22 protein-coding genes and 5 tRNA genes are annotated in these 23,261 nt (G+C 61.5%); 14 read left to right on the forward strand and 13 right to left on the reverse strand.

The features are described from left to right. The first annotated feature begins 84 nt into the window (after positions 1 to 84). The 7 genes from AC5O5I_RS06965 to mgtE all read left to right on the forward strand — a co-directional run bounded on the left by AC5O5I_RS06965 (position 85) and on the right by mgtE (position 4,119). Entirely contained in the window at positions 85 to 1,320 is a 1,236-nt protein-coding gene (locus AC5O5I_RS06965; protein ID WP_172222400.1) for an aspartate kinase, read from the forward strand. Positions 1,321 to 1,484: 164 nt separating this feature from the next. Then, the gene (csrA, locus tag AC5O5I_RS06970) at positions 1,485 to 1,673 is read left to right on the forward strand and encodes a carbon storage regulator CsrA (RefSeq protein ID WP_003254503.1); all 189 of its coding nucleotides are present in this window, start codon (positions 1,485 to 1,487) and stop codon (positions 1,671 to 1,673) included. Positions 1,674 to 1,745: 72 nt separating this feature from the next. Continuing rightward, positions 1,746 to 1,836 (forward strand) — tRNA-Ser (locus AC5O5I_RS06975). A 106-nt stretch (positions 1,837 to 1,942) separates the two neighbouring features. Then, positions 1,943 to 2,019, forward strand: a tRNA-Arg gene (locus AC5O5I_RS06980). Between the two features lie 72 nt (positions 2,020 to 2,091). Next, a tRNA-Arg gene (locus AC5O5I_RS06985) sits at positions 2,092 to 2,168 on the forward strand. A gap of 73 nt (positions 2,169 to 2,241) precedes the next feature. After that, a tRNA-Arg gene (locus AC5O5I_RS06990) sits at positions 2,242 to 2,318 on the forward strand. A 358-nt stretch (positions 2,319 to 2,676) separates the two neighbouring features. Continuing rightward, the gene (gene mgtE / locus AC5O5I_RS06995) at positions 2,677 to 4,119 is read left to right on the forward strand and encodes a magnesium transporter (protein WP_172222406.1); all 1,443 of its coding nucleotides are present in this window, start codon (positions 2,677 to 2,679) and stop codon (positions 4,117 to 4,119) included. A 171-nt stretch (positions 4,120 to 4,290) separates the two neighbouring features. Here the strand turns inward: mgtE and AC5O5I_RS07000 are convergent, their stop codons facing one another. Then, on the reverse strand, positions 4,291 to 4,617 hold the full coding sequence (locus AC5O5I_RS07000; protein WP_172222409.1) for an Arc family DNA-binding protein: 327 nt from the start codon (positions 4,615 to 4,617) through the stop codon (positions 4,291 to 4,293). A 346-nt stretch (positions 4,618 to 4,963) separates the two neighbouring features. On the opposite strand from AC5O5I_RS07000, the gene phnN reads away from it, so the two are divergent. Both phnN and AC5O5I_RS07010 read left to right on the forward strand, forming a co-directional pair. After that, positions 4,964 to 5,557: a phosphonate metabolism protein/1,5-bisphosphokinase (PRPP-forming) PhnN gene (phnN, locus tag AC5O5I_RS07005; protein WP_172285870.1), complete on the forward strand. Its 594-nt coding sequence runs from the start codon at positions 4,964 to 4,966 to the stop codon at positions 5,555 to 5,557. Between the two features lie 110 nt (positions 5,558 to 5,667). Continuing rightward, positions 5,668 to 5,744, forward strand: a tRNA-Arg gene (locus AC5O5I_RS07010). Between the two features lie 37 nt (positions 5,745 to 5,781). Here the strand turns inward: AC5O5I_RS07010 and AC5O5I_RS07015 are convergent. Beyond that, the gene (locus AC5O5I_RS07015) at positions 5,782 to 7,149 is read right to left on the reverse strand and encodes an amino acid permease (RefSeq protein ID WP_172222414.1); all 1,368 of its coding nucleotides are present in this window, start codon (positions 7,147 to 7,149) and stop codon (positions 5,782 to 5,784) included. A 252-nt stretch (positions 7,150 to 7,401) separates the two neighbouring features. Continuing rightward, positions 7,402 to 7,560, reverse strand: coding sequence for a hypothetical protein (locus tag AC5O5I_RS07020; protein ID WP_172232814.1), 159 nt, complete (start codon positions 7,558 to 7,560; stop codon positions 7,402 to 7,404). A 245-nt stretch (positions 7,561 to 7,805) separates the two neighbouring features. Between AC5O5I_RS07020 and AC5O5I_RS07025 the strand changes: the two genes are divergently transcribed. After that, positions 7,806 to 8,804, forward strand: a complete 999-nt coding sequence (locus tag AC5O5I_RS07025; RefSeq protein WP_172232817.1) for a sensor domain-containing diguanylate cyclase — start codon at positions 7,806 to 7,808, stop codon at positions 8,802 to 8,804. 191 nt (positions 8,805 to 8,995) lie between these two features. Here AC5O5I_RS07025 and lpdA read toward each other — a convergent pair whose 3' ends face one another. From lpdA to AC5O5I_RS07045, 4 genes are read right to left on the reverse strand one after another with little or no spacing between them, the layout of a single operon-like run. Beyond that, positions 8,996 to 10,375 (reverse strand): dihydrolipoyl dehydrogenase, encoded by a 1,380-nt coding sequence (gene lpdA / locus AC5O5I_RS07030; protein ID WP_494512256.1) that lies wholly within the window; start codon positions 10,373 to 10,375, stop codon positions 8,996 to 8,998. A 2-nt stretch (positions 10,376 to 10,377) separates the two neighbouring features. Continuing rightward, positions 10,378 to 11,655, reverse strand: coding sequence for a dihydrolipoamide acetyltransferase family protein (locus AC5O5I_RS07035; RefSeq protein WP_494512257.1), 1,278 nt, complete (start codon positions 11,653 to 11,655; stop codon positions 10,378 to 10,380). After that, entirely contained in the window at positions 11,656 to 12,714 is a 1,059-nt protein-coding gene (locus tag AC5O5I_RS07040) for an alpha-ketoacid dehydrogenase subunit beta (RefSeq protein WP_172229243.1), read from the reverse strand. Between the two features lies 1 nt (position 12,715). Then, complete coding sequence (locus AC5O5I_RS07045) at positions 12,716 to 13,948, reverse strand: 3-methyl-2-oxobutanoate dehydrogenase (2-methylpropanoyl-transferring) subunit alpha (protein WP_172229241.1); 1,233 nt, start codon at positions 13,946 to 13,948, stop codon at positions 12,716 to 12,718. Between the two features lie 198 nt (positions 13,949 to 14,146). On the opposite strand from AC5O5I_RS07045, the gene bkdR reads away from it, so the two are divergent. After that, entirely contained in the window at positions 14,147 to 14,632 is a 486-nt protein-coding gene (gene bkdR, locus AC5O5I_RS07050) for a Bkd operon transcriptional regulator BkdR (protein ID WP_012273540.1), read from the forward strand. A 92-nt stretch (positions 14,633 to 14,724) separates the two neighbouring features. Here bkdR and AC5O5I_RS07055 read toward each other — a convergent pair whose 3' ends face one another. Further along, positions 14,725 to 15,327, reverse strand: coding sequence for a hypothetical protein (locus tag AC5O5I_RS07055; protein ID WP_494512258.1), 603 nt, complete (start codon positions 15,325 to 15,327; stop codon positions 14,725 to 14,727). Between the two features lie 174 nt (positions 15,328 to 15,501). Then, entirely contained in the window at positions 15,502 to 16,125 is a 624-nt protein-coding gene (locus AC5O5I_RS07060) for a hypothetical protein (RefSeq protein ID WP_172288038.1), read from the reverse strand. Positions 16,126 to 16,397: 272 nt separating this feature from the next. Here AC5O5I_RS07060 and AC5O5I_RS07065 point away from each other — a divergent pair, with 272 nt between their 5' ends. Together AC5O5I_RS07065 and AC5O5I_RS07070 are read left to right on the forward strand one after the other, a co-directional pair. Then, positions 16,398 to 17,639: a glutamine synthetase family protein gene (locus tag AC5O5I_RS07065; RefSeq protein ID WP_494512742.1), complete on the forward strand. Its 1,242-nt coding sequence runs from the start codon at positions 16,398 to 16,400 to the stop codon at positions 17,637 to 17,639. Between the two features lie 130 nt (positions 17,640 to 17,769). Continuing rightward, positions 17,770 to 19,116, forward strand: a complete 1,347-nt coding sequence (locus AC5O5I_RS07070) for an MFS transporter (RefSeq protein WP_172229235.1) — start codon at positions 17,770 to 17,772, stop codon at positions 19,114 to 19,116. Between the two features lie 544 nt (positions 19,117 to 19,660). Here AC5O5I_RS07070 and AC5O5I_RS07075 read toward each other — a convergent pair. The 4 genes from AC5O5I_RS07075 to flgA all read right to left on the reverse strand — a co-directional run bounded on the left by AC5O5I_RS07075 (position 19,661) and on the right by flgA (position 22,233). Then, positions 19,661 to 20,404 carry a flagellar brake protein gene (locus AC5O5I_RS07075; RefSeq protein WP_494512259.1) on the reverse strand — a complete coding sequence of 248 codons (744 nt, stop codon included), beginning with the start codon at positions 20,402 to 20,404 and terminating at the stop codon, positions 19,661 to 19,663. An 80-nt stretch (positions 20,405 to 20,484) separates the two neighbouring features. Further along, positions 20,485 to 20,952 (reverse strand): flagella synthesis protein FlgN, encoded by a 468-nt coding sequence (locus tag AC5O5I_RS07080; protein WP_172232036.1) that lies wholly within the window; start codon positions 20,950 to 20,952, stop codon positions 20,485 to 20,487. Between the two features lie 49 nt (positions 20,953 to 21,001). Further along, a complete protein-coding gene (flgM, locus tag AC5O5I_RS07085) occupies positions 21,002 to 21,316 on the reverse strand; it encodes a flagellar biosynthesis anti-sigma factor FlgM (RefSeq protein ID WP_494512260.1) in 315 nt (104 codons plus the stop codon). A gap of 164 nt (positions 21,317 to 21,480) precedes the next feature. Then, a complete protein-coding gene (gene flgA / locus AC5O5I_RS07090; protein ID WP_172232030.1) occupies positions 21,481 to 22,233 on the reverse strand; it encodes a flagellar basal body P-ring formation chaperone FlgA in 753 nt (250 codons plus the stop codon). Between the two features lie 77 nt (positions 22,234 to 22,310). Between flgA and AC5O5I_RS07095 the strand changes: the two genes are divergently transcribed. Then, complete coding sequence (locus AC5O5I_RS07095) at positions 22,311 to 23,240, forward strand: chemotaxis protein CheV (RefSeq protein ID WP_172232027.1); 930 nt, start codon at positions 22,311 to 22,313, stop codon at positions 23,238 to 23,240. The last annotated feature ends 21 nt before the right edge of the window (positions 23,241 to 23,261 follow it).

Here is a 23,261-nt window from a genome sequence, read left to right on the forward strand (position 1 = left end):
GATGAGGGGGCCGGCGGTCTAGTCGCCGGCCCCTTCATGTTGGATTGTTTTTTGGGGCCCTTTATGGGCTGAGGCACCATTGAAATGGCGTTGATCGTACAGAAATTTGGCGGCACCTCTGTCGGTTCCATCGAGCGGATCGAGCAGGTAGCCGAAAAGGTCAAGAAACACCGTGAAGCGGGCGACGACCTGGTGGTCGTGCTGTCGGCCATGAGCGGTGAAACCAATCGCCTGATCGATCTGGCCAGGCAGATCACCGATCAGCCGGTGCCGCGTGAGCTGGATGTGATCGTGTCGACCGGTGAGCAGGTCACTATCGCCCTGCTGACCATGGCCTTGATCAAGCGTGGTGTGCCAGCGGTGTCCTACACCGGCAATCAGGTGCGCATTCTTACCGACAGCTCGCATAACAAGGCGCGCATCCTGCAAATCGACGACCAGAAGATTCGTGCCGACCTCAAGGAAGGCCGTGTGGTGGTTGTAGCGGGCTTCCAGGGCGTCGACGAGCACGGCAGCATCACCACCCTGGGCCGTGGCGGCTCCGATACTACCGGCGTGGCCCTGGCGGCGGCGCTGAAGGCTGACGAGTGCCAGATCTACACCGACGTCGACGGTGTCTACACCACCGACCCGCGCGTTGTGCCGCAGGCCCGTCGCCTGGAGAAGATCACCTTCGAAGAGATGCTGGAAATGGCCAGCCTCGGCTCCAAGGTGCTGCAGATCCGGTCGGTGGAGTTCGCCGGCAAGTACAACGTTCCGCTGCGCGTGCTGCACAGCTTCAAGGAGGGTCCGGGGACCCTCATTACCATTGATGAAGAGGAATCCATGGAACAGCCGATCATTTCCGGTATCGCCTTCAACCGTGATGAAGCCAAGCTGACCATTCGCGGCGTGCCGGACACCCCGGGCGTGGCCTTCAAGATCCTCGGCCCGATCAGCGCTTCGAACATCGAAGTCGACATGATCGTGCAGAACGTCGCTCACGATAACACCACCGACTTCACCTTCACCGTGCACCGCAACGAGTACGAGAAGGCGCAGAACGTGCTGGAGAACACCGCCCGTGAAATCGGTGCGCGTGAAGTGATCGGCGACACCAAGATCGCCAAGGTATCGATCGTTGGCGTCGGCATGCGTTCGCACGCCGGTGTCGCCAGCCGCATGTTCGAAGCCCTGGCGAAGGAGAGCATCAACATCCAGATGATCTCCACCTCCGAGATCAAGGTCTCGGTGGTGATCGAAGAGAAGTACCTGGAGCTGGCGGTACGTGCGCTGCACACCGCGTTCGAGCTTGACGCCCCAGCCCGACAGGGCGAGTAAGGCGCTGCCTGGAAGGGCGCGGCTTGCCGCGCCCTTCGCGTTTCTGCTTGCCGCGCAGGCCCTGTCCTGCCCTGTGTGGCGAGTAACCGGGCCAGGTCGTCGTCCACGGCCAGGCCCAGATACCCAAGACTGTTACCCCTGAATGTTTGCGTAAGGAGAAAGCTATGTTGATTCTGACTCGTCGGTGCGCCGAGAGCCTGATCATTGGAGACGGCGAGATCACCGTGACGGTGCTCGGCGTGAAAGGCAACCAGGTGCGTATTGGCGTCAGCGCCCCCAAGGAAGTGGCTGTTCACCGTGAGGAAATCTACCTGCGGATCAAGAAAGAGAAGGATGAAGAGCCAAGCCTTTAATTCTTTTGAAGTTTTTTTCAAAAAAAGGGTTGCAAAGGTGAAAGAGGTTCTTTAATATTCGCCTCGTGTTGCGGTGAGGTGGCCGAGTGGCCGAAGGCGCTCCCCTGCTAAGGGAGTATACCTCATAAGGGTATCGGGGGTTCGAATCCCCCCTTCACCGCCATTATTCGCTTAGGGCGCTGTAAACAGTAAGAACGCTAAGTAGTTGATCTTAAACGAAAAAGTTCTTGCAAAAATGTTTCAGCGACCTATAATGCGCGGCAAGACACGGACTCATAGCTCAGCTGGATAGAGTACTCGGCTACGAACCGAGCGGTCACAGGTTCGAATCCTGTTGAGTCCGCCACTTTTGAAGTGGCTTTGATTGCAAGGCTACTTCAAACAACCAGTGGTAATCTGGTCTAAAACTACCAATTGCGGACTCATAGCTCAGCTGGATAGAGTACTCGGCTACGAACCGAGCGGTCGCAGGTTCGAATCCTGCTGAGTCCGCCACTTTCTTGAAGTGGCTCTGCTTGCAAAGCTGCTTAAGTCAACCAGTGGTAACCTGGTCTAAAACTACCACCACGGACTCATAGCTCAGCTGGATAGAGTACTCGGCTACGAACCGAGCGGTCGCAGGTTCGAATCCTGCTGAGTCCGCCATACCCCATCAAGAAGCCCGCTCAATTGAGCGGGCTTCTTGTTTTTATCGCCACTGAAATTGTTGGTGATGTCGATCTAAGCTCTTCTGTGAGCGCAATGTGCTTTCCCATCTTCCGCAACCGTCGCACTGATGGCTTCGACCGTTGTCCTAGCTTTATCACGCAAACGATTGTTCTGGCCGAAAATTTAAGCGATCTGACAGCTTGAGCAGTGTATGATTGCGCCCGTCAGCCCCGCCGGGGCTTGTGGAAAACCACCATGGACTTACCCAGTAGTTACCCCTTAACAAGTTTTATACAGAACGATCTGACCGATTGATTCTCCCGGCGTGCTCCACTGCTGGGAGTGGAGTTCGCCTATGACTGAAGTAGAAGTAAAAAAAGCGCAAGACAGCCTGCAGGACCGCCTGGCCCAGGTGGTCGAATTGCTGCAGCGCCAGCGCGTGGTCGAAGACCTGACCCACCGCCAGGAAGGTGCGCACAACGACCTGGTGGAAAACCTGGTACACCGCCAGAACCTCGTCGAGCTGCAGCGCAAGCTCGATGACCTGCACCCTGCCGACATCGCCTACATCCTCGAAGCCTTGCCCCTGGAAGACCGCCTGACGGTCTGGCAGCTGGTGCGCTCGGACCGCGATGGCGACATCCTGCTGGAAGTATCCGACTCGGTTCGTCAATCGCTGATCGCCGACATGGACGATCACGAACTGCTCGCTGCTGCCAAGGAAATGGACGCCGACGAGCTGGCCGACCTTGCGCCCGAGCTGCCGCGCGACGTTGTCCACGAGCTGATGGAAACCCTCGATGCCCAGCAACGCGAGCGCGTGCGTTCGGCGCTGAGCTACGACGAGGAGCAGGTCGGCGCGCTGATGGACTTCGAGATGGTCACCATCCGCGAAGACGTCAGCCTGGAAGTGGTGTTGCGCTACCTGCGCCGCCTGAAAGAGCTGCCCAACCATACCGACAAACTGTTCGTGGTCGACTACGAAGGCATCCTCAAGGGTGTACTGCCTATCAAGCGCCTGCTGGTCAACGACCCGGAGAAGAAGGTGGCGGAGGTCATGGCGACCGACCCGGTATCCTTCAAGCCCGAGGAAGATGCCTACGACGCTGCACTGGCGTTCGAGCGTTACGACTTGGTATCGGCACCGGTAGTCGACAAGAACGACCGCCTGATTGGCCGTCTGACCATTGACGAGATGGTCGACCTGATCCGTGAGGAAAGCGAAAGCGAAGTCCTCAACATGGCCGGTCTGCGTGAAGAGGAAGATATCTTTGCCTCGGTCTGGCGCTCGTTGCGCAACCGTTGGGCATGGCTGGCGATAAACCTGATTACCGCCTTTGTCGCTTCGCGAGTGATTGGTCTGTTCGAAGGCTCGATCGAGAAGCTGGTGGCGTTGGCCGCGTTGATGCCGATCGTAGCGGGTATTGGTGGCAACTCCGGTAACCAGACCATCACCATGATCGTCCGTGCCATGGCGCTGGACCAGGTGTCGCCGGGCAATACCAGCCGCCTGATGCGCAAAGAGCTGGCGGTGTCGCTCATCAACGGCCTGGTCTGGGGCGGGGTGATTGGTGCGGTGGCCTTCTGGCTGTATGGCAGCTGGTCACTTGGCGTGGTCATGACCGCGGCGATGACCTTGAACTTGTTGCTGGCGGCGCTGATGGGCGTGCTTATTCCGATGACCCTGGCCCGCCTTGGGCGCGACCCGGCGATGGGCGCGAGTGTGATGATCACTGCTGTGACCGACAGCGGCGGTTTCTTCATCTTCCTCGGCCTGGCTACGGTGTTCTTGCTCTGACCCGGCTGCAGGAGAGATTGCCCAGCCCATTGGGCTGCGCTTTTGCGCACAGAACTGATGCTGGGCGCTCCGCGTACAGTGTGGGAGCGGGTGCGTCCGCTCCCACAGGTCCCTGGGGGCCGCCCACAAAAAAGCCAGCTTACGCTGGCTTTTTCATGTTCGCTGCAAACCTCAGGAGGCGTCGGCAGCCATTTCCACATCATGAGCGATGAGCGCCACCAGGGCGTTCTGCTGTCGGTGGGACAGCTGGCGGAAGCGTTGCAGCAACTCGCGCTCATGCAGGGACAGCTCCGGGCTGTCCAGGCGCATGCTCAGCTCTTCACCCAGCGCACCTTCCTGGATCAGGCTCTGTTCCAGGCGGGCGATGATTTCGGAGTTCATGCTGCGGTGATGGTTGCGCGCTACCTCGGCAATGCGCTCACGCATCCCGTCTGGCAGGCGGACGACGAACTTGTCAGCGGTGCGGCTCGAATAAATAGCCTGTTTCAATGGGCGCATATAAATTGACCAGATTTTGGTTCAGGGGGAAGCGGTTCTCAAATTGGCCGCACGGGATGGAAGTACGACCGTGGCGACGACAAAATGTTCAACCGTCGGTGAAAAATGGGTGTTCATCTTGCCTCATAGTCGCCGTTTCCTTGGCGTCAATTCTGTGACAAATAGTGAGCCGGGTAAAGGCTTTCTGCCAGTACCAATTATCAGAAATGAGCACTGGTTTGAAAAGTTTTACATACTCCGACTTGGCTAACCGTCAGACTTTTGCCGTCAAAAACGGGTAAAACACAGCAAAAGATCAGGAACCCCCCTAAAATGCGCCGGTTCCCCTACATAGAGCATAGTGGCTATGCAACATGACGCAAGCGACCGCCGATCAGGGACAGGCCGGTTGATATTTTTGTTAGGGCCGTCGGGTTCGGGGAAAGATTCCCTGATCGACGCGTCACGTGAGCGGCTGGCGGCCGCAGGTGTGGAAGTCGCCCGGCGCGTCATCACCCGTTCCGCTGAAGCGAAGGGCGAAGCCGCCCAAGGCGTGACGGCGGAACAGTTCGAAACCTTGTGTGCACAGGGCGCCTTTGCCATGCATTGGCGAGCCAACGGCCTGGGCTACGGCATCCCGCGTCAGATCGACGATTGGCTGGCGGCGGGCAGGGCGGTGCTGGTGAATGGCTCGCGGGCCTATCTGGCCGAGGCCCGCCAGCGCTACCCGGACCTGTTGGCCGTGCTGATCGAGGTCAGGCCCGAGGTGCTGCGCCAGCGCTTGCTGGCACGCGGCCGGGAAACGGCAGAGGAAATCGAGCAGCGCCTGGCCCGCAACGCCCGGATGCAGACATCGGCCGACCCGTCGGTGCATGTGCTGGACAACTCTGGCGCCCTGGAAACAGCTGTGGCGGGGCTGTTCCTTTTGCTTGGCGATGAGGGTGTGCTCCCCCGGTTGTAGCAATACCAGAAAAGGATTACGCAAAATCCCCGGCGAGTACATGACAAACGCCAGCATGCTGGTTAACATGCTGGCCGACCCGCTGCGCAGCGCCCGCTGCCGGTGCTTGCGTCTCAGTAGCTCAATTGGATAGAGCATCCCCCTCCTAAGGGGAAGGTTGGCAGTTCGAACCTGCCCTGGGACGCCATTTCTTGCCTCTCCCGTGCCCGCAGGGCAACACTCCGTCAGCTGGCCACAAGCTTGCCTGCCAGGCGCTGACGCATCACCAGATACCCCGTCAAGACCAGCCCCACTGCCAGCACCGTAAACCAGAACTGGAAGCGCGACGCCGGGTCGAACGCCTGGGTGCCGATCACCGTCAGCAAGGCGAACAGTGCGACCAGATTGGCATACGGGAAGAACCAGGCACGGAATGCGTTCGGGTCGACGGGTTCGTGGCGGGTTTTCCAGCGCATGGCCACGTGGGCGATGATGATGAAGATCCACACGATCATCACCAGGCTGCCGGTGCTCTTGGCCAAGGTCATGAACAAGTCGCCGCCGCTGAGAAAATGCACGGTCAGGATCATCACGCAAATCGACAGGCTCAGCAGCAGCGCATTGATCGGCACGCCCTTGGCGCTGGTACGCGAGAACAGCTTGGGCGCGTGCCCACGCTGGCTCAGCGAGAACAGCATGCGCGAGTTGGAGAACATGAACGAGTTCATCACCGACATGAACGAGACGAACAGCACCAGCTTCATGGCCACTGCCGCGCCGCCGAAACCGGCCAGGCTGAACAGCGAGACGTAGGGCGAGGCCAGGTTGGCCTTGTCGGTCCACGGCAGGCACAGGATCAGGATCGACACCGAGCCGACATAGAACAGCATCACCCGCAGGATCACGCTCTTGATCGCGCGGATCACGTTCTGCCGCGGGTTCTCCGATTCACCCGCCGCGACGGCGGCGATTTCGCTGCCCCCCAGCGAGAAGATCACCACGATCACGCCGGCCATCACCGGCGACAGGCCGTTGGGCATGAAGCCGTCATGGGCGGTGAGGTTGACCAGGCCGGGGGAGGGGATATCGCTGTGCAGGCCGAGCAGGATGGACAGGCCCAGCAGCATGAAGATGAGGATGGTGGCTACCTTCATCGCAGCCAGCCAATATTCCACTTCGGCAAACGAACGCACCGAGTAGGCATTGCTGGCCATCAGCGTCACCAGCATCAGGAAGGCGCCTGCCCAGATCGGCAGCCAAGGCAGAAAGTCATGCAGGATGGCGCCCAGCAATACGGCTTCGAGGGTGATGGTCATCATCGACTTGAACCAGTACAGCCAGCCGACGGCAAACCCCGCCCAGTCGCCCAGGTACATGTTGGCGTAGGTCGAAAACGACCCGGCATCCGGGGTGCGGCAGGCCATTTCCCCGAGCATGAACATGACCAGCGTGACCACCAGGCCGCCGATGAAGTACGACAGGATGGCTGCAGGCCCCGCCGATGCGATCAGCGCCCCCGAACCCATGAACAACCCTGCACCGATCACCCCGCCTAGCGCAATCATGGTGATATGCCGCTGCTTCAGGCTTTGCTTCAAACTGTTGGATTGCATTTCCTTGTCCTCTCTTATTATGGGGGGATACGAAAACATCCCCCGACGCAGGCGTCGTCATGCGCCTGCGTCGACGCGCGGCTGCCTTTTACAGGCAATGGCTACCAGCCTGCCACCATGGACAACAAGACCAAGGAGCTCAAACGAATTCTGTGCACAACGTCCTGCCGATTTTTCCTGAGGGTTGTTGTGCTCCATGCTGCGGCGCAGAGCCTTTGGCGGCGGTGGAAGTGCCCTGCAGCGCCCAGTGTTTCAAAGCCCAAAGGACACCCATGCCCACGCCACCGGCCAGGGCCGCGCCCAGTCTTCAGGAATGCCAGCACCCAGGTACATGGCCACCAGCACGGACAGGTTCCAGCCGAAGCACATGGTGATGGCCGTGCCGGCTTGGTAGGGTAGGCATCGCCGCATGGCGTTTGCCCGGCGCCGAGGGCAACCAGAAGGTTGCCGCTGTGGAAGAGGCGTTGCTGCAACTGGCTTGAGCCGTTGCCGGGGAAAACCGTAGGCAAATAGCGCGTTGGGGCTATTCCGGTGGCGGCACGTCGGGCATATGCTTGCCCGTCAAAGGCATGATGTTGCCGTCTGCGGCAATTGCCATCATCGTCGGCAGCCCCTATGAAACGGGGCGCAGTTGCTGGGCATCAGGGAGAGCGTCCATGAATCAGGAAACCAGGCCGGCACCTGCAGGCTTCAGTGAACAGCAGCTGCACACCTTGTTCGAATTGATCAGTGATGGCATCTGGGACTGGAATGCCAACACCGGCTATGTCTACCGCAACCCAGGCTGGTACGCCATGCTCGGGTACCCCAGCCATTCCATGGACAACTCGGTCCTCACCTGGGAAAACGTCATTCACCCAGAGGACTACCCGCGGGTAATGGCGCATTTCGAAGCGTATATCCAGCAGCGCAACGAACATTACCTGGTCGAGTACCGCTGCCGGTGCCGCGATGGCAGCTACCTGTGGATCGAAGACAGCGGCTACATCATCGCCCGCAACGAGGACGGCTCGGTCGCGCGCATGCTGGGTGCCCACCGCAACATCGATGCCGGCAAGCGCCTGGTGGCGCAGCTGGAGCAGAAGAATAAGTCGCTGGAGTGCCAGGTGGCCGAACGCACCCGTGAGTTGTCCTGGGTGAACCAGCAGCTGCAGCGGCAACTGGACGAAAACCGCGAACTGGCCGAGCGCGATGCACTGACCCGCATTGCCAACCGTTATCGGCTGGAAAAGGCTTTGCAGCGGGAATGCGAGCGAGCCCAGCGCTTTCGCCAGCCATTGTCGCTGATCGCCATGGATCTGGATGATTTCAAGCCGATCAACGATTGTTACGGCCACGCTCGCGGCGACGCGGCGCTGGTACGGGTGGCCGAGAACTTGCGCACATGCCTGCGCGATATGGACCTGTTGGCCCGCTGGGGCGGTGACGAGTTCGTCATTGTGCTGCCGCAGACCACGCTGGGGGAGGCATTGGATGTGGCAGTGCGCTTGCGCCGGGTAATGGAGCAGGTGGAGCCGGTGGGGGATTGTCGGTTGACCATGAGTTATGGCGTGGTGCAGTGGCAGGAAGGGGAGGACCAGCAGGCGCTGCTGGCGCGTGCCGACCAAGCGCTTTACCGGGCCAAGGGGGCCGGGAAGAACGCCATAGGTCAGTGAGTTGGTTTATGGTTTTAGGATATCGCATCAGGGCTGACAGGTGCTTGCCGCGAGAGGTGCAGCGCCTGTGGCAAGCACCTATCAACCCAGACGATCCATGTGGCCTCCCGCCATCACCCCTACCCCAGACAAAAAAACACCCGCAACGCCTCACGGCGCAGCGGGTAAAATCGGCCTGGGCCGCTTCAGTGTCAGATATGCAGGGCGTGGCCCAGCGCGCGCAGCGCCGCTTCCTGTACCGCTTCACCCAGCGTCGGGTGCGCATGGATGGTGCCGGCCACGTCTTCCAGGCATGCGCCCATTTCCAGCGACTGGGCAAATGCCGTGGACAGCTCGGAAACCGCCACGCCCACCGCCTGCCAACCCAGGATCAGGTGGTTGTCGCGGCGCGCCACCACGCGCACGAAACCGCTTTTCGCTTCCAGGCTCATGGCCCGGCCGTTGGCGGCGAACGGGAACTGCGCGACGATGCAGTCCAGGCCTTGCTGGCTTGCCTGCTCCGGGGTCTTGCCGACCACGACCACTTCCGGGTCGGTGAAGCAGACTGCGGCAATCGCCGTCGGCTCGAAGCGGCGCGCCTTGCCGGCGATGATCTCGGCTACCATCTCGCCCTGGGCCATGGCCCGGTGCGCCAGCATTGGCTCGCCCGCGACGTCGCCAATGGCCCAGACGTTATGCATGCTGGTCTGGCAGCGCTCGTCGATGGCGATTGCGGCGCCGTTCATTTTCAGGTCCAGGCATTCCAGGTTGAAACCTTGGGTGCGCGGGCGACGGCCCACGGCCACCAGTACCTGGTCGGCCTCCAGCCGCAGTTGCCCGGCCTGGCCATCGGCGGCCAGCAGGCAGCCATTTTCGTAACCTTCGACGCTGTGGCCCAGGTGCAGGGCGATGCCCAGCTTCTTCAGCGACTCGGCCACCGGGGCGGTGAGCTCGCTGTCATAGGTCGGCAGAATGCGCTCGCGCGCCTCCACCACACTGACCTGCGCGCCCAGCTTGCGATAGGCGATGCCCAGTTCCAGGCCGATATAGCCACCGCCCACCACCACCAGGTGTTGCGGCAGGGCTTTCGGGGCCAGGGCTTCGGTCGAGGAAATGACCGCGCCACCCAGCGGCAGCATTGGCAATTCGACACTGCTGGAGCCGGTGGCCAGCAACAGGTGTTCGCACTGGATGCGCTGGCCATCGACTTCGACCTGCTTGCCATCAAGCACCTTGGCCCAGCCCTGCACCACCTTGACCCCGTGCTTTTTCAGCAGGGCGCCAACGCCGGTGGTCAGGCGGTCGACGATGCCGTCTTTCCAGGCCACGCTCTTGCCGATGTCCAGCTGCGGCGAGGAGACGCTGATACCCAGCTCCGATGGCCCGGCAAACCGTGAGGTCTGGTGGAACTGCTCGGCCACGTGGATCAGCGCCTTGGACGGGATGCAGCCGATGTTCAGGCAGGTACCGCCCAGCGCCTGGCCTTCCACCAGCACCGTAGGGATGCCCAGTTGCCCGGCGCGGATGGCCGCCACATAGCCGCCAGGGCCGCCGCCGATGATCAGCAAGGTAGTTTGGATAGTCTGTTGCATGCTCACTCCACGAACAGGCAGGCGGGTTGTTCGAGCAGGCCACGCACGGCCTGAATGAACAGCGCGGCATCCATGCCATCGACCACACGGTGGTCGAACGAGCTGGACAGGTTCATCATCTTGCGCACGACGATCTGGCCGTCGATCACCACTGGCCGCTCGACCATGCGGTTGACGCCGACGATCGCCACTTCCGGGGTATTGACCACCGGCGTGCTGACGATGCCGCCCAAGGCGCCCAGGCTGGTCAGGGTGATGGTCGAACCAGACAGCTCATCGCGGTTGGCCTTGTTGTTGCGCGCGGCAGTGGCCAGGCGCGAAATCTCGCTGGCGTTGGCCCACAGGCTGCCCGCTTCGGCGTGACGCAGTACCGGCACCATCAGGCCGTTGTCACCCTGGGTGGCGATACCCACATGCACCGCGCCATGGCGGGTGATGATCTGGGCTTCGTCGTCGTAGGTGGCATTGATCTGCGGGAAGTCACGCAGCGCCACCACCAGCGCGCGCACCAGGAACGGCAGCAGAGTCAACTTGCCGCGGCTGTCGCCATGCTTGCTGTTGAGCTGCTGGCGCAGCGCTTCCAGGGCGGTGACGTCGATTTCTTCCACATAGCTGAAGTGCGCGACCCGACGTTTGGCATCCTGCATGCGCTGGGCGATCTTGCGGCGCAGACCGATCACCTGCACCTGCTCGCTGTCGGTGCGCCTGGCATAGCCAGTTGGCGCCTGCCCGGCGGCACTCTGCGGCTTGCTCATGAAGGCGTCGAGGTCTTCATGCAGGATGCGCCCGGCCGGGCCGCTGCCATGCACGTAACGCAGTTCGATACCGGCATCCAGCGCGCGCTTGCGCACTGCCGGCGACGCCAATGGCTTGTCGCCCGGCTGGCGCGGCACGATGGGGGCGGCCTCGTGGTTGACCGGCGCCTGGTGCTGGTAGGCAGCGGGTTTTACTGGCTGCTGTGGCTCCGGCTTGGTCGCCACCGGGGCCGCAGCGGTTTCGGCGGGTTTCGGCATTGGCGTATCCACATGGTTGCCGCTGCCTTCCACTTCGATGCGGATCAGCTCGCTGCCGACCGCCATCACTTCACCGGGCTGGCCACCCAGGGCCAGCACCTTGCCGCTGACCGGCGAAGGGATTTCCACGGTGGCCTTGTCGGTCATGACGTCGGCCACTACCTGGTCCTCGGCGATCATGTCGCCGACCTTGACGAACCATTCAACCAACTCGACCTGCGCGATGCCTTCGCCAATGTCCGGCATCTTGATGACGTGCGTGCCCATTCAGACCTCCATGACCTTTTTCAGTGCCGCACCTACCCGCGAAGGGCCTGGGAAGTAAGCCCATTCCTGTGCGTGAGGGTAGGGGGTGTCCCAGCCGGTGACGCGCTCGATGGGCGCCTCCAGGTGATGGAAGCAGTGCTCCTGCACCAGCGACACCAGTTCGGCGCCAAAGCCGCAGGTACGCGTGGCTTCATGCACGACAACGCAGCGGCCGGTCTTCTTCACCGACTCGACGATGGTGTCCAGGTCCAGCGGCCACAGGCTGCGCAGGTCGATCACTTCGGCATCCACGCCGCTTTCTTCAGCGGCCACCTGGGCCACGTACACGGTGGTGCCGTAGGTCAGCACGGTGACGTCATTGCCAGGGCGGGCAATGGCGGCCTTGTCCAGCGGCACGTTGTAGTAACCATCGGGCACGGCGCTGTGCGGGTGCTTGGACCACGGCGTTACCGGGCGGTCGTGGTGGCCGTCGAACGGGCCGTTGTACAGGCGCTTGGGCTCGAGGAAGATCACCGGGTCGTCGCATTCGATCGAGGCAATCAGCAGGCCTTTGGCGTCATACGGGTTCGACGGCATCACCGTGCGCAGCCCGCAGACCTGGGTGAACATCGCTTCCGGGCTCTGGCTGTGGGTCTGGCCGCCATAGATGCCGCCGCCGCATGGCATGCGCAGGGTCAGCGGGGCGATGAATTCGCCGGCTGAACGGTAGCGCAGGCGCGCCATCTCGGAAACGATCTGGTCCGAGGCCGGGTAGAAGTAATCGGCGAACTGGATTTCCACCACCGGGCGCAGGCCGTAGGCGCCCATGCCTACGGCGGTGCCGACAATGCCGCTCTCGGAGATCGGCGCGTCGAACACGCGGGATTTGCCGTACTTGGTCTGCAGGCCTTCGGTACAGCGGAATACGCCACCGAAGTAGCCGACGTCCTGGCCGTACACGACCACATTGTCGTCGCGCTCAAGCATGATATCCATGGCCGAGCGCAGGGCCTGGATCATGGTCATGGTAGTGGTGGCCATGGCGGTTTCCGGGTTGATGCTGTTGTTGTGGTCGTTCATCTCAAACCCCCAGTTCCTGGCGTTGACGGCGCAGGTGGTCGGGCATGTCCTTGTACACGTCCTCGAACATCGAGGCGGCGCTCGGAATGTGACCGTTGGCCATGGTGCCGTACTGCTCGGCTTCCTTCTGCGCCGCAATCACGGTGGCTTCGAACTCGGCCGTGGTGGCTTGGTGCTCTTCCTCGGACCAGTGGCCGATCTTGATCAGGTGCTGCTTCAGGCGGGCGATCGGGTCACCCAGCGGGAAGTGGCTCCAGTCATCGGCGGGGCGGTACTTGGACGGGTCGTCAGACGTCGAGTGTGGCCCGGCACGGTAGGTGACCCACTCGATCAGGCTCGGGCCCAGGCCCCGACGGGCGCGCTCGGCGGCCCAGCGCGAAGCGGCGTACACGGCGACGAAGTCGTTGCCGTCAACCCGCAGCGAGGCGATGCCGCAACCCACGCCACGGCCGGCAAAGGTGGTCGACTCGCCACCGGCGATAGCCTGGAAGGTGGAGATGGCCCACTGGTTGTTGACCACGTTGAGGATCACCGGCGCACGGTACACGTGGGCGAAGGTGAGGGCGGTGTGGAAGTCCGACTCGGCGGTGGCGCCGTCGCCGATCCAGGCCGAAGCGATCTTGGTATCACCCTTGATTGCCGAAGCCATGGCCCAGCCGACCGCCTGCACGAACTGGGTCGCCAGGTTGCCGCTGATGGTAAAGAAGCCGGCCTCGCGCACCGAATACATGATCGGCAGCTGGCGACCCTTCAGCGGGTCGCGCTCGTTGGACAGCAGCTGGCAGATCATCTCCACCAGCGACACGTCGCGGGCCATCAGGATGCTTTGCTGGCGGTAGGTGGGGAAGCACATGTCGGTGCGGTTAAGCGCCAGGGCCTGGCCGCTGCCGATGGCTTCTTCACCCAGGCTCTGCATGTAGAAGGACATCTTCTTCTGGCGCTGGGCGACCACCATACGGCTGTCGAAGATCCGCGTCTTGAGCATGGCACGCATGCCTTGACGCAGCACTTGCGGGTCGATGTCCTCGGCCCACGGGCCTTGGGCGTTGCCCTGCTCATCGAGCACGCGGACCAGGCTGTAGGACAGGTCGGCGGTGTCGGCAGCATCGACATCGACAGGGGGTTTACGGGCTTTACCTGCATCGTTCAGGCGCAGGTAGGAAAAATCGGTCTGGCAGCCTGGCCGGCCGGTAGGCTCGGGCACATGCAAACGCAGGGGGGCGTACTCGTTCATGCTGTTTACGCTCGCTCGGATATTTGTTTTTGTGAGCTCTGAAGCGGCCGCCGCTGAATACCGGCTTGTGACTGGTAGGTCAGCGTCATCTACATCTTAGTGGCCCGGCAGGAGAATTTTTCTCTCAAGTTGATTGCCTTTGCCGATCGGGCCAGATAAACATTCCGCATAAACACAAAAAACCGGTGATTTTGTCTCATGCGCAAACTCGATCGTACCGATATCGGCATTCTCAACAGCCTGCAAGAAAATGCCCGCATCACCAATGCCGAGCTGGCACGCTCGGTCAACCTGTCGCCGACGCCCTGTTTCAACCGGGTGCGGGCCATGGAAGAACTGGGGGTGATCCGCCAGCAGGTGACCTTGTTATCACCCGAGGCGCTGGGGCTTGATGTAAATGTGTTCATCCATGTCAGCCTGGAGAAGCAGGTGGAGCAGTCGCTGCACCGCTTCGAGGAAGAAATCGCCGAGCGGCCCGAGGTGATGGAGTGCTACCTGATGACGGGGGACCCGGATTACCTGCTGCGGGTCTTGCTGCCGAGCATCCAGGCGCTGGAGCGGTTTCTCGATTACCTGACGCGGTTGCCGGGGGTGGCGAATATACGCTCGAGCTTTGCGTTGAAGCAGGTGCGCTACAAGACGGCCTTGCCGTTGCCGGCCAATGGCATGACCTTGCGCGAATAGACGTCGTTTGAGCCGCTGATCATATTGGGCAATGCCCTTGGCTGGCATGGCTACAGGTTGGGTCCTGTAGCCCATGCCGAGGCCCAATGTGGTTATGAGGCGAGTTGGATGTTTTTAAGATAGAACGTGACTATTTCTCCAGGCGTTTCGCCTGAATTCAGAAACCTGGCCCGATTCAGAGACAGGTCTACCGATGCGTCTTTGGACTTTGCCCGTGCTACACGGTGGCCGTGTTTGTCGCGCAGGTAGAACGGAATGCTGTCGGCGCTCTCCACGTTACCGTTCCAGTCCCGAAGCGTGTCAATTTTCCAATAGTCGCCAAATCCAGCCAGGTGCAGGGGGAGGTTCGTCACTGCATCAGTGACCCTGCCCGTCCATCCCGTGCCATACAGGCCCAGCCAGCCTCTGGCATTTCTTTCCAGCCTCGCGCCTGCATAGTTCCATCGGTTATTGCATTTTATGTTGTAGATCGCGCGCTCCCCGGCAGAGCCCCGCTCCATTCTCAGATACTCGAAGTCAAATTTGATACGCAGGAATTGGCCGCTGGTGAGTTGGTGGTCTTCGCGGTCGTTTTCGGCGCATAACCAGCCTTGGTCATCCAGTCTCATGGTAGGCTCATACCAACTTGCGTCTGCAACTACCACTTGGCCTGCGCCTTCACAATGCAACTCGGCGGTGAAATCAGCTTTGATCATGTAGTCTCCGGTCTTAGATAATCCCAGCATGGGGTGAGTAACGGTAATGCTCATGCTTGAGAAAAGAGAGTTGGAAAGCGTTGATGCGCAATAGGCCAGCTCCCTTCAAGCATGCCTCTTGAAACCAGACATAGGGCCAGCGTCCGCACTGTCCGGCACTGCGTTAACTCACCGCTACTCGATCAGGTTGATATTGCGTAGGTTGAACTTGAGTATGTCGCCGGGTGTTTCGCCGGCGTTCAAATATCTGTCATGTCTGGTGGACAGGTCGACGGCGGCGTCATCTGGCGTTGCCAGCGCAACACGATGGCCGTGTTTGTCGCGCAGGTAGAATGGAACGTCTTCGGCACTACGCAAGTCACCATCCCAATCCTGCAGTGTCTCGATTTTCCAGTAGTCACCCAGTCCTGCCAGGTGCAAGGGATAGTTTGTCACGGCGTCCGTGATTCTGCCGATCACACCCGTACCATATAGACCCAGCCAGCCCCTGGCATTTCTTTCCAGCCTGGCGCCGTCGTATTCCCACCCGCTTTTGCATGAGATGGAGTAAAGCGTGCGTTTCCCGACGCCTTTCCCTTCCTCTTTGATGTAATTGAATTTAAATACAATAGGTCTGTACTCCCCGCGGGTGAACTTATACTCGTCGCGCTCGGCATCAATGCACAACCAGCCCTCGTCATCCACTAACCCTTCCGGGTTAAACATTTTCCCTTTCTTGCTAAACAGACTCGGGCTTGCAACGACCACTTGGCCTCCGCCTTCGCGGTGCAACTCTGCGGTAAAATCAGCTTTCAACATACAGCCCTCCGGTTTCAATCACCCCAGCATGGGGTGAGCCCAAGGTAATCTTCAGGCGGGCGCAGGGGGGAGATGGAAAGCCTTGCTGCCAAGTCGGGGGCAGCGGGTAACCTCTAGTGAGCTTGCTGCTTGATATTTTAAACACCCCCGGCCTATGTTGTTGTCGGCATACAACAACAAGGACAAGTGTCATGAGCACTGCTCAGCTCCAAGGTATCGATGAAGTCGAATGCGTCACCCCCGACCTTAACGGCGTGCCACGCGGCAAGGTGATGACCGCCGAAGGCTTTCTCGAAGGCCGCCGCCTTCAGATGGCCCGCGGTGTGCTGCTGCAATGCATCATGGGCGGCTACCCGCGGGCGAAGTTCTATGGTGGCGATGACGGTGACCTGGCGCTGGTAGCCGAGCCCGGCCAGCTGCATCGTCTGCCCTGGAGCAGTGACGGCCGTGCCCTGGCCATCTGCGATGCCATCGAACTGGATGGCCGGCCTTCGGCGCTGTCCACCCGTGGCCAGCTCAAGGCGGTGATCGCCCGCTACGCAGCGCTGGGCCTTGCGCCAGTGGTGGCGACCGAGCTGGAGTTCTTCGTGTTTGCGCCCAACAGCGACCCGCTGCAGCCGTTCCAGCCACCGTTGGGTACCGATGGCCGCCGGGAGTCGGGCCATTCGGCATTCAGCGTCAGTTCCAACAACGGCCTGCGCCCGTTCTTCAGCGATGTCTACCAGTGCATGGCCGCGTTGGGCCTGCCGCGCGACACCTTCATGCACGAAATGGGCGTCAGCCAGTTCGAAATCAACCTGCTGCACGGCGACCCGCTGTTGCTGGCCGACCAGACCTTTCTGTTCAAACACCTGCTCAAGGAGGTGGCGCTCAAGCACGGCCTGACCGTGGTGTGCATGGCCAAGCCGCTGGCGCGCACCCCGGGCAGCTCGATGCATATTCACCAGAGCCTGGTCGAAGCCAGCAGCGGGCGTAACATATTCAGTGATGCGCAGGGCCTGCCGACCGACACCTTCCACCACTTCATCGGCGGCCTGCAGGCGTGCATGGCCGACTTTACTGCGCTGTTCGCGCCCAACGTCAACTCCTACCAGCGGCTGTGCCACCCCTATGCCTCGCCGAACAACGCCTGCTGGTCCGAGGACAACCGCGCCGCCGGCCTGCGCATCCCGGCCAGTGCATCGGTGGCGCGGCGGGTGGAAAACCGCCTGCCTGGCGCCGACGCCAACCCGTACCTGGCCATTGCCGCCAGCCTGGCTGCCGGCCTGCATGGCATCGAGCAGCGCCTGCAGCCGTCGCCGGCCATTCAGGGCGAGTTCGAGGTGCCGGAGCACCTGGGCCTGCCATGCACCCTGCATGCTGCGCTGCAGCGGCTCAAGGGCAGCACGCTGGCGCGGGAACTGTTCGGCAGCGAGTTCATCGAAGGCTACATCGCCAGCAAGACCCTGGAGCTGACCGACTTCTTCGACGAAATCACGCCATGGGAACGCCGGGTGCTGGCGGCACAGGCCTGATCGCGACACGACCTGCACCGGACACGCCTCTGCACCGGCAAATCGCTTATGAGGGGCCTGCGCCAGGCGGTTTTTGCCTTTATGCTGCTAGCACCCAACCGCCACCTGACCAGGGAGCTTCACGGGACGTATGCGAAATATCTGGAAGCCGTTTCAGTCGTTGTATTTCGCCGCGCTGATGATGTTGATCGGCTCGGGCCTGCTCAGTACCTACCTGGCCCTGCGCCTGGCTGCCGATAATGTCGACAGCCTGTGGATTGGTGCGCTGATGGCTGCCAACTACTTCGGCCTGGCCCTGGGCGGCAAGGTCGGCCACCGGTTGATTGGCCGGGTAGGGCATATCCGTGCGTACGCCACCTGCGCCGGTATCGTCGGCGCGGCGGTGCTGGGCCATGGCCTCACCAGCTGGTTGCCAGCGTGGGTGGGGCTGCGAATGATCGTCGGCCTGGGGATGATGTGCCAGTACATGGTCATCGAGAGCTGGCTCAACGAGCAGGCCGACGTCAAGCACCGCGGGGCGGTGTTCAGCGGCTACATGATCGCCTCTTACCTGGGGTTGGTGCTCGGCCAGCTGATCCTGGTGGTGCATCCGCAACTCGGCCCCGAGCTGCTGATGCTGGTGGCCATGTGCTTTGCCCTGTGCCTGGTGCCGGTGGCGATGACCCGGCGCATTCACCCGGCTCCGCTGCGCCCGGCGCCGATGGAGCCGAAGTTCTTCATCAAGCGTGTGCCGCAGTCGCTCAGCACGGTGCTCGGCTCCGGGCTGATCGTCGGCTCGTTCTACGGCCTGGCGCCTTTGTATGCCTCCAGTCAGGGTATGAGCACCGAGCAGATCGGTCTGTTCATGGGTAGCTGTATCTTTGCCGGCCTGCTGGTGCAGTGGCCGTTAGGCTGGCTGTCGGACCGCTACGACCGAGCGGTGCTGATCCGCAGTGTGGCGGTTGGCCTGGCGCTTGCCGCTGCGCCGCTGGCGATACTGCCCAGCGTGCCGCTGGAGCTGCTGTTCGGCATGGGCTTTCTGATTTCGTTGCTGCAGTTTTGCCTGTACCCATTGGCGGTGGCATTCTCCAACGACCATGTGGAAAGCGAGCGACGGGTGTCGCTGACGGCAATGCTACTGGTGACCTATGGCGTGGGCGCATGCATCGGGCCACTGGCGGCGGGCGTGCTGATGAAGGTGCTGGGCCCGCAGATGCTGTATGCCTTTTTCGTGTTCTTCGCGCTGGTGCTGGTGTGGCGCATCCGGCCGAAAGCGGTTACCGGGCTGCACCAGGTGCAGGATGCGCCGCTGGGCCACGTGGCAATGCCCGCAGCCGGTTCGCCGTTGTCGGCAGCGCTGGACCCACGGGTGGATGAGCAGACCGTGCAGGACGTGATGCAGGCGCCGGTGGCGGCGGAGGATACCGAGGCAGAAGAGAAGGGTGAGTCAGAAAGCAAGCCACAGGTTGCAGAACCTGCGGAGGCCAACAAAAGCTAGGTTGCCTGCCCTGGCCTCATCGCCGGCAAGCCAGCTCCCACAGGTACAGCTCATGGCCTGAGACTGGCGCCGTCCGTGTGGCAGCTAGGCTGTATGCCTTGGCCTCATCGCCGGCAAGCCAGCTCCCACAGGTACAGCTCATGGCCTGAGACTGGCGCCGTCCTTGTGGCAGCCAGGTTGCCTGCCCTGGCCTCATCGCCGGCAAGCCAGCTCCCACAGGTACAGCTCATAGCCTGAGACTGGCGCCGTCCCTGTGGCAGCTAGGCTGCATGCCTTGGCCTCATCGCCGGCAAGCCAGCTCCCACAGGTACAGCTCATGGCCTGAGATTGGCGCCGTCCCTGTGGCAGCTAGGCTGCATGCCTTGGCCTCATCGCCGGCAAGCCAGCTCCCACAGGTACAGCTCATAGCCTGAGACTGGCGCCGTCCGTGTGGGAGCTGGCTTGCCGGCGATGGGGCGCGTAGCGGCCCCAATGGCCAGCACAGGAGAAACACAAATGAAAACGCCACCTCGAAAGGTGGCGTTTGCGTTTTACAGACCGACGATCAATAGTCGTCCTTGTCAAACCGCCGCGCTTCACGCTGCAGCTGGTAGACAAAACTCTCGATTTTGCGCTGCGCCTGCCCACTGAGGTTGTGGAAGCGCACGCCAGCGAAGGTGGTGTTGATACGCTCTTCGTAGTGCAGGTGGCGCAGCTCGACCATGGTATCCACCAGGCCCAGCGGGTTCCCCGCCTTGAACCGCTCGTACACCTGCCCCAGTTGCAAGCGGTCTTCGACATTGCCCTCGAAGCGCAGTTTGCAGCCGGTGGCGGAGATGTCCAGCAGTTTGCCGCGCAAGGCGCCGTTGCCCTTGAGGTGGGTGCCGTCGAGGATGATATCGACCAGCTGCGAAAGCTTCAGCGCGGCACGGAAGGCGTTGCGGCGCTGGTGGTAGGTCATCTCTACAGGCATGGCGCCACGGTAGCTGCGGTGGCCATCGACCTCGGTAATCTTCAGTTCGTGGTTGCATTCCCAGGCGATGCGTACGCCATCGTGGAAGCCTTCGACGCGGAAGTGTTCGCCATTCTCGATGAACTTCTCGCCGTCACGCGGGATCATTTCGTCCAGCGCCAGGGTGTTGCTGTCACGGTCCACGTGCACCACGTAGCTCTGGAAGCGCTGGCTGCGGTCGTGGAAGGTGATGATCAGGGGGTCGTGGCTTTCCTGCAGCTGCCGCAAGTTGGCCGCAATCTCCAAAGGGGTGTTCAGCACCTTCGGCGGCTGCGGGGCATCGGTTTCATTGAACACGGCTTATCGTTCTCCAGGCAAAAGCGACACACGCAAGTAACGGCATTTTGCCAGTATGTTCCGTGCCTTGATAGAAAAAATCACACCTGGCTGAGCGCCCGAGGCTTGGCCAGCAGCGAGGTGCTGCCACGGCTGTCGTAGAGCGACGGCGAATCGCCACCCATGAGAATCCTGACCTGGTTGCTGGTGATGTGTTGCTGCACCTGGATGATCCGGCCATTGGTCTGGTTGACCTGCTGGCAGTCGTCCATCAGCTTCGACAGCATGTCGAGCCGCTGCAGCATCGCCTCGCCATGCTGCGATTGCGCGGCCAATGCCTGCACGCCGGCACGGTCGGCAGTCAGGCCCAGGCTGCCGAGCAACTGGCTGCGGCGCTGGCCATGCTGCTCGAGCAAGATGATCAACGACTGCTTGCGGGCCAGGATCTGCTCCAGCAACGGCATGTCGCGGCCGTGCAGAGCGATCGCCTCCTTGTTCAGGAGGTCGAGCAGTTCCTGCATCGGGGCAATGTCATCTTCCATCAGTTGCAGCAAGGTCGTGTCGTGCATGGCTAACTCTTGGCTTTTCAAGCGTCCGTGAAGTCAGCGCGCCGTAGGGTCAGCGCTGGGCTTCGAAATCAAGCAGTTTGCTGGCGACCCGGCCGGTATCGACCTGGTAGCTGCCATCGGCGATTGCCTGCTTCAACTGGGCCACGCGGGCGTTGTTGACCACTGGCTCGTCGCGCAGCTTGTCGCTGATCTTTTGCAACTGCTTTGCCTCTTGGCTGAGGTGTACCGCTTCTCCGCTGGCGCTGGTGCCGCTGGCGGCTTCCGGGCTGGCTGCCGGTTTTTCGGCGCTGCCGGGCGCGCTGTTGCCGCGCACACCGCCCGTGACGGACGGAGAGTTATTCAAACGACTGAAGTCGATGACCATGATCAGAAACCTCTGGGTATTTGGACGCTTGCCTTGTTTTCGGCCAACCCGATAGAAACTTTAGGCACAAATGCACAGCCGCCTGTCAGCAAGCTCGCGAACCCGTGTTCTGACACAGTTTAGAAAAAGCGGTTCCTCTCTGCCAGCGCAATCTGGCGGCTGGCCTACATGCTCACCTCGACCTGGCCCGGGCCGGTCACCCTGGCCTTGACCACCCGCTTGGAATTCAGGTTGCGCACCCGAATCTGCTCGCTCAGGCCACCCTTGGCCAGCGCTTCGCCGGGCATGCGCACACTCAGGCTGCCGCTGCGGGCGATGATCACCACATGGTCGCCCTTGCGTACCACCTCGGCCTGCTCAAGGTGCTGCGGGGTGAGCACCTGATCGATCACCGTGGGGCGCAGCATCTTCATGCCTACCGCCTGGTCCAGCTCGGTCAGGAAGCCCTGGCCCAGGGTGCCCACATCGCGCTCGCGCAGGGCCACGTCGCCTTCGCCCACCACGTTGTCACGCTTGAGCGGGCGGGTTACCACTACCACGTCGCGGAACAGGCGCACGGTAGCCGGCACAAACACCGTCCACGGTGCGGCGCTGTCACAGCGTACCCGCACTGTCACCCGGCCCAGCGGTAGCGCGGGGCTTTCCAGCGAGGCGTCCAGCTGCTGGCTGCACAGCGGCATGCGCAGGCGCGGGTCCAGCGGGTTGACCTGGATTTCGTAGCGGCCGGCTGTCTGGGTGGTGGCCAGATAATCTTCGACGGTGAATTCAAGAAACCCTTGGGTGACACCGATAAGCTGTTCAGGCAAGGTGAACGCGTCCGCTACCGTGCGAACGCCGGGCACCAGCAGGCACAGGGTTGCCAGCAAGCCAGTCAGCAGGTGCGTCAATCGTCGGAAAAATGTCGTTTTCGTGTGCATGGCGCTCAAAAAAGCAAAGCCCGTGCCGACTCGCTACCTGAGTTGCAACCAAAGGCTGAAATGTAAAGGAGTCTGGCATGGCGGGTGTTATGGATTCGGTCAACCAGCGCACGCAGCTGGTGGGGCAGAATCGCCTGGAATTGCTGCTGTTTCGCCTCAATGGCCAACAGCTGTACGGAATCAACGTATTCAAGGTCAGGGAAGTGCTGCAGTGCCCTGCACTGACCCTGCTGCCCAAGGCGCACCCCGTGGTGCGTGGCGTTGCCAACATTCGCGGGGCGACCATCCCGATCCTCGACTTGTCGATGGCCACCGGGTTGCGGCCGTTGGAGGAAGAGACGCGCAACAGCTTCGTGATCATCACCGAGTACAACACCAAGACCCAGGGTTTCCTGGTGCACTCGGTAGAGCGCATCGTCAACATGAACTGGGAAGAAATCCACCCGCCACCCAAGGGGACCGGCCGCGACCACTACCTGACTGCGGTGACCCGGGTGGACAACCGCATGGTCGAGATCATCGACGTGGAAAAGGTGCTGGCCGAAGTGTCGCCGTCGTCCGAGTCGGTGTCGGTCGGGGTGATCGATGCCGAAACCCAGGACAAGGCCGTGCTGCTGCGGGTGCTGACCGTCGACGATTCATCGGTGGCGCGCAAGCAGGTCAGCCGTTGCCTGCAGACCGTGGGGGTCGAGGTGGTGGCACTCAATGACGGCCGTCAGGCCCTGAACTACCTGCGCCAGCTGGTGGATGAGGGTAAAAAGCCGGAAGAAGAGTTCCTGATGATGATCTCGGACATTGAAATGCCGGAAATGGACGGCTATACGCTAACGGCAGAGATCCGCAGCGACCCACGCATGCAAAAATTGCACATCTGCCTGCATACTTCGCTTTCCGGGGTGTTCAACCAGGCGATGGTCAAGAAGGTCGGTGCCGATGACTTCCTGGCCAAGTTCAAGCCGGACGACCTGGCCCAGCGGGTGGTCGACCGGATCAAGGCAGCGCATTGAAGCAGCCGGGGTACGCCCCGG

This window comes from Pseudomonas sp. 9_2_1 (assembly GCF_059295275.1).

What these genes read in the sequence shown, in the direction of transcription:
- AC5O5I_RS07095 (WP_172232027.1), top strand. Translation starts at nt 22,311, where the DNA reads ATGGCGGGTGTTATGGATTCGGTCAACCAGCGCACGCAGCTGGTGGGG.
- AC5O5I_RS07045 (WP_172229241.1), bottom strand. Translation starts at nt 13,948, where the DNA reads ATGAACGAGTACGCCCCCCTGCGTTTGCATGTGCCCGAGCCTACCGGC.
- lpdA (WP_494512256.1), bottom strand. Translation starts at nt 10,375, where the DNA reads ATGCAACAGACTATCCAAACTACCTTGCTGATCATCGGCGGCGGCCCT.
- flgA (WP_172232030.1), bottom strand. Translation starts at nt 22,233, where the DNA reads ATGCACACGAAAACGACATTTTTCCGACGATTGACGCACCTGCTGACT.
- AC5O5I_RS07020 (WP_172232814.1), bottom strand. Translation starts at nt 7,560, where the DNA reads ATGCGGCGATGCCTACCCTACCAAGCCGGCACGGCCATCACCATGTGC.
- flgM (WP_494512260.1), bottom strand. Translation starts at nt 21,316, where the DNA reads ATGGTCATCGACTTCAGTCGTTTGAATAACTCTCCGTCCGTCACGGGC.
- AC5O5I_RS07040 (WP_172229243.1), bottom strand. Translation starts at nt 12,714, where the DNA reads ATGAACGACCACAACAACAGCATCAACCCGGAAACCGCCATGGCCACC.
- bkdR (WP_012273540.1), top strand. Translation starts at nt 14,147, where the DNA reads ATGCGCAAACTCGATCGTACCGATATCGGCATTCTCAACAGCCTGCAA.
- AC5O5I_RS07060 (WP_172288038.1), bottom strand. Translation starts at nt 16,125, where the DNA reads ATGTTGAAAGCTGATTTTACCGCAGAGTTGCACCGCGAAGGCGGAGGC.
- phnN (WP_172285870.1), top strand. Translation starts at nt 4,964, where the DNA reads ATGCAACATGACGCAAGCGACCGCCGATCAGGGACAGGCCGGTTGATA.
- AC5O5I_RS07035 (WP_494512257.1), bottom strand. Translation starts at nt 11,655, where the DNA reads ATGGGCACGCACGTCATCAAGATGCCGGACATTGGCGAAGGCATCGCG.
- AC5O5I_RS07065 (WP_494512742.1), top strand. Translation starts at nt 16,398, where the DNA reads ATGACCGCCGAAGGCTTTCTCGAAGGCCGCCGCCTTCAGATGGCCCGC.
- AC5O5I_RS07015 (WP_172222414.1), bottom strand. Translation starts at nt 7,149, where the DNA reads ATGCAATCCAACAGTTTGAAGCAAAGCCTGAAGCAGCGGCATATCACC.
- AC5O5I_RS07080 (WP_172232036.1), bottom strand. Translation starts at nt 20,952, where the DNA reads ATGCACGACACGACCTTGCTGCAACTGATGGAAGATGACATTGCCCCG.
- AC5O5I_RS07000 (WP_172222409.1), bottom strand. Translation starts at nt 4,617, where the DNA reads ATGCGCCCATTGAAACAGGCTATTTATTCGAGCCGCACCGCTGACAAG.
- AC5O5I_RS07070 (WP_172229235.1), top strand. Translation starts at nt 17,770, where the DNA reads ATGCGAAATATCTGGAAGCCGTTTCAGTCGTTGTATTTCGCCGCGCTG.
- AC5O5I_RS07025 (WP_172232817.1), top strand. Translation starts at nt 7,806, where the DNA reads ATGAATCAGGAAACCAGGCCGGCACCTGCAGGCTTCAGTGAACAGCAG.
- AC5O5I_RS07055 (WP_494512258.1), bottom strand. Translation starts at nt 15,327, where the DNA reads ATGATCAAAGCTGATTTCACCGCCGAGTTGCATTGTGAAGGCGCAGGC.
- AC5O5I_RS06965 (WP_172222400.1), top strand. Translation starts at nt 85, where the DNA reads ATGGCGTTGATCGTACAGAAATTTGGCGGCACCTCTGTCGGTTCCATC.
- mgtE (WP_172222406.1), top strand. Translation starts at nt 2,677, where the DNA reads ATGACTGAAGTAGAAGTAAAAAAAGCGCAAGACAGCCTGCAGGACCGC.
- csrA (WP_003254503.1), top strand. Translation starts at nt 1,485, where the DNA reads ATGTTGATTCTGACTCGTCGGTGCGCCGAGAGCCTGATCATTGGAGAC.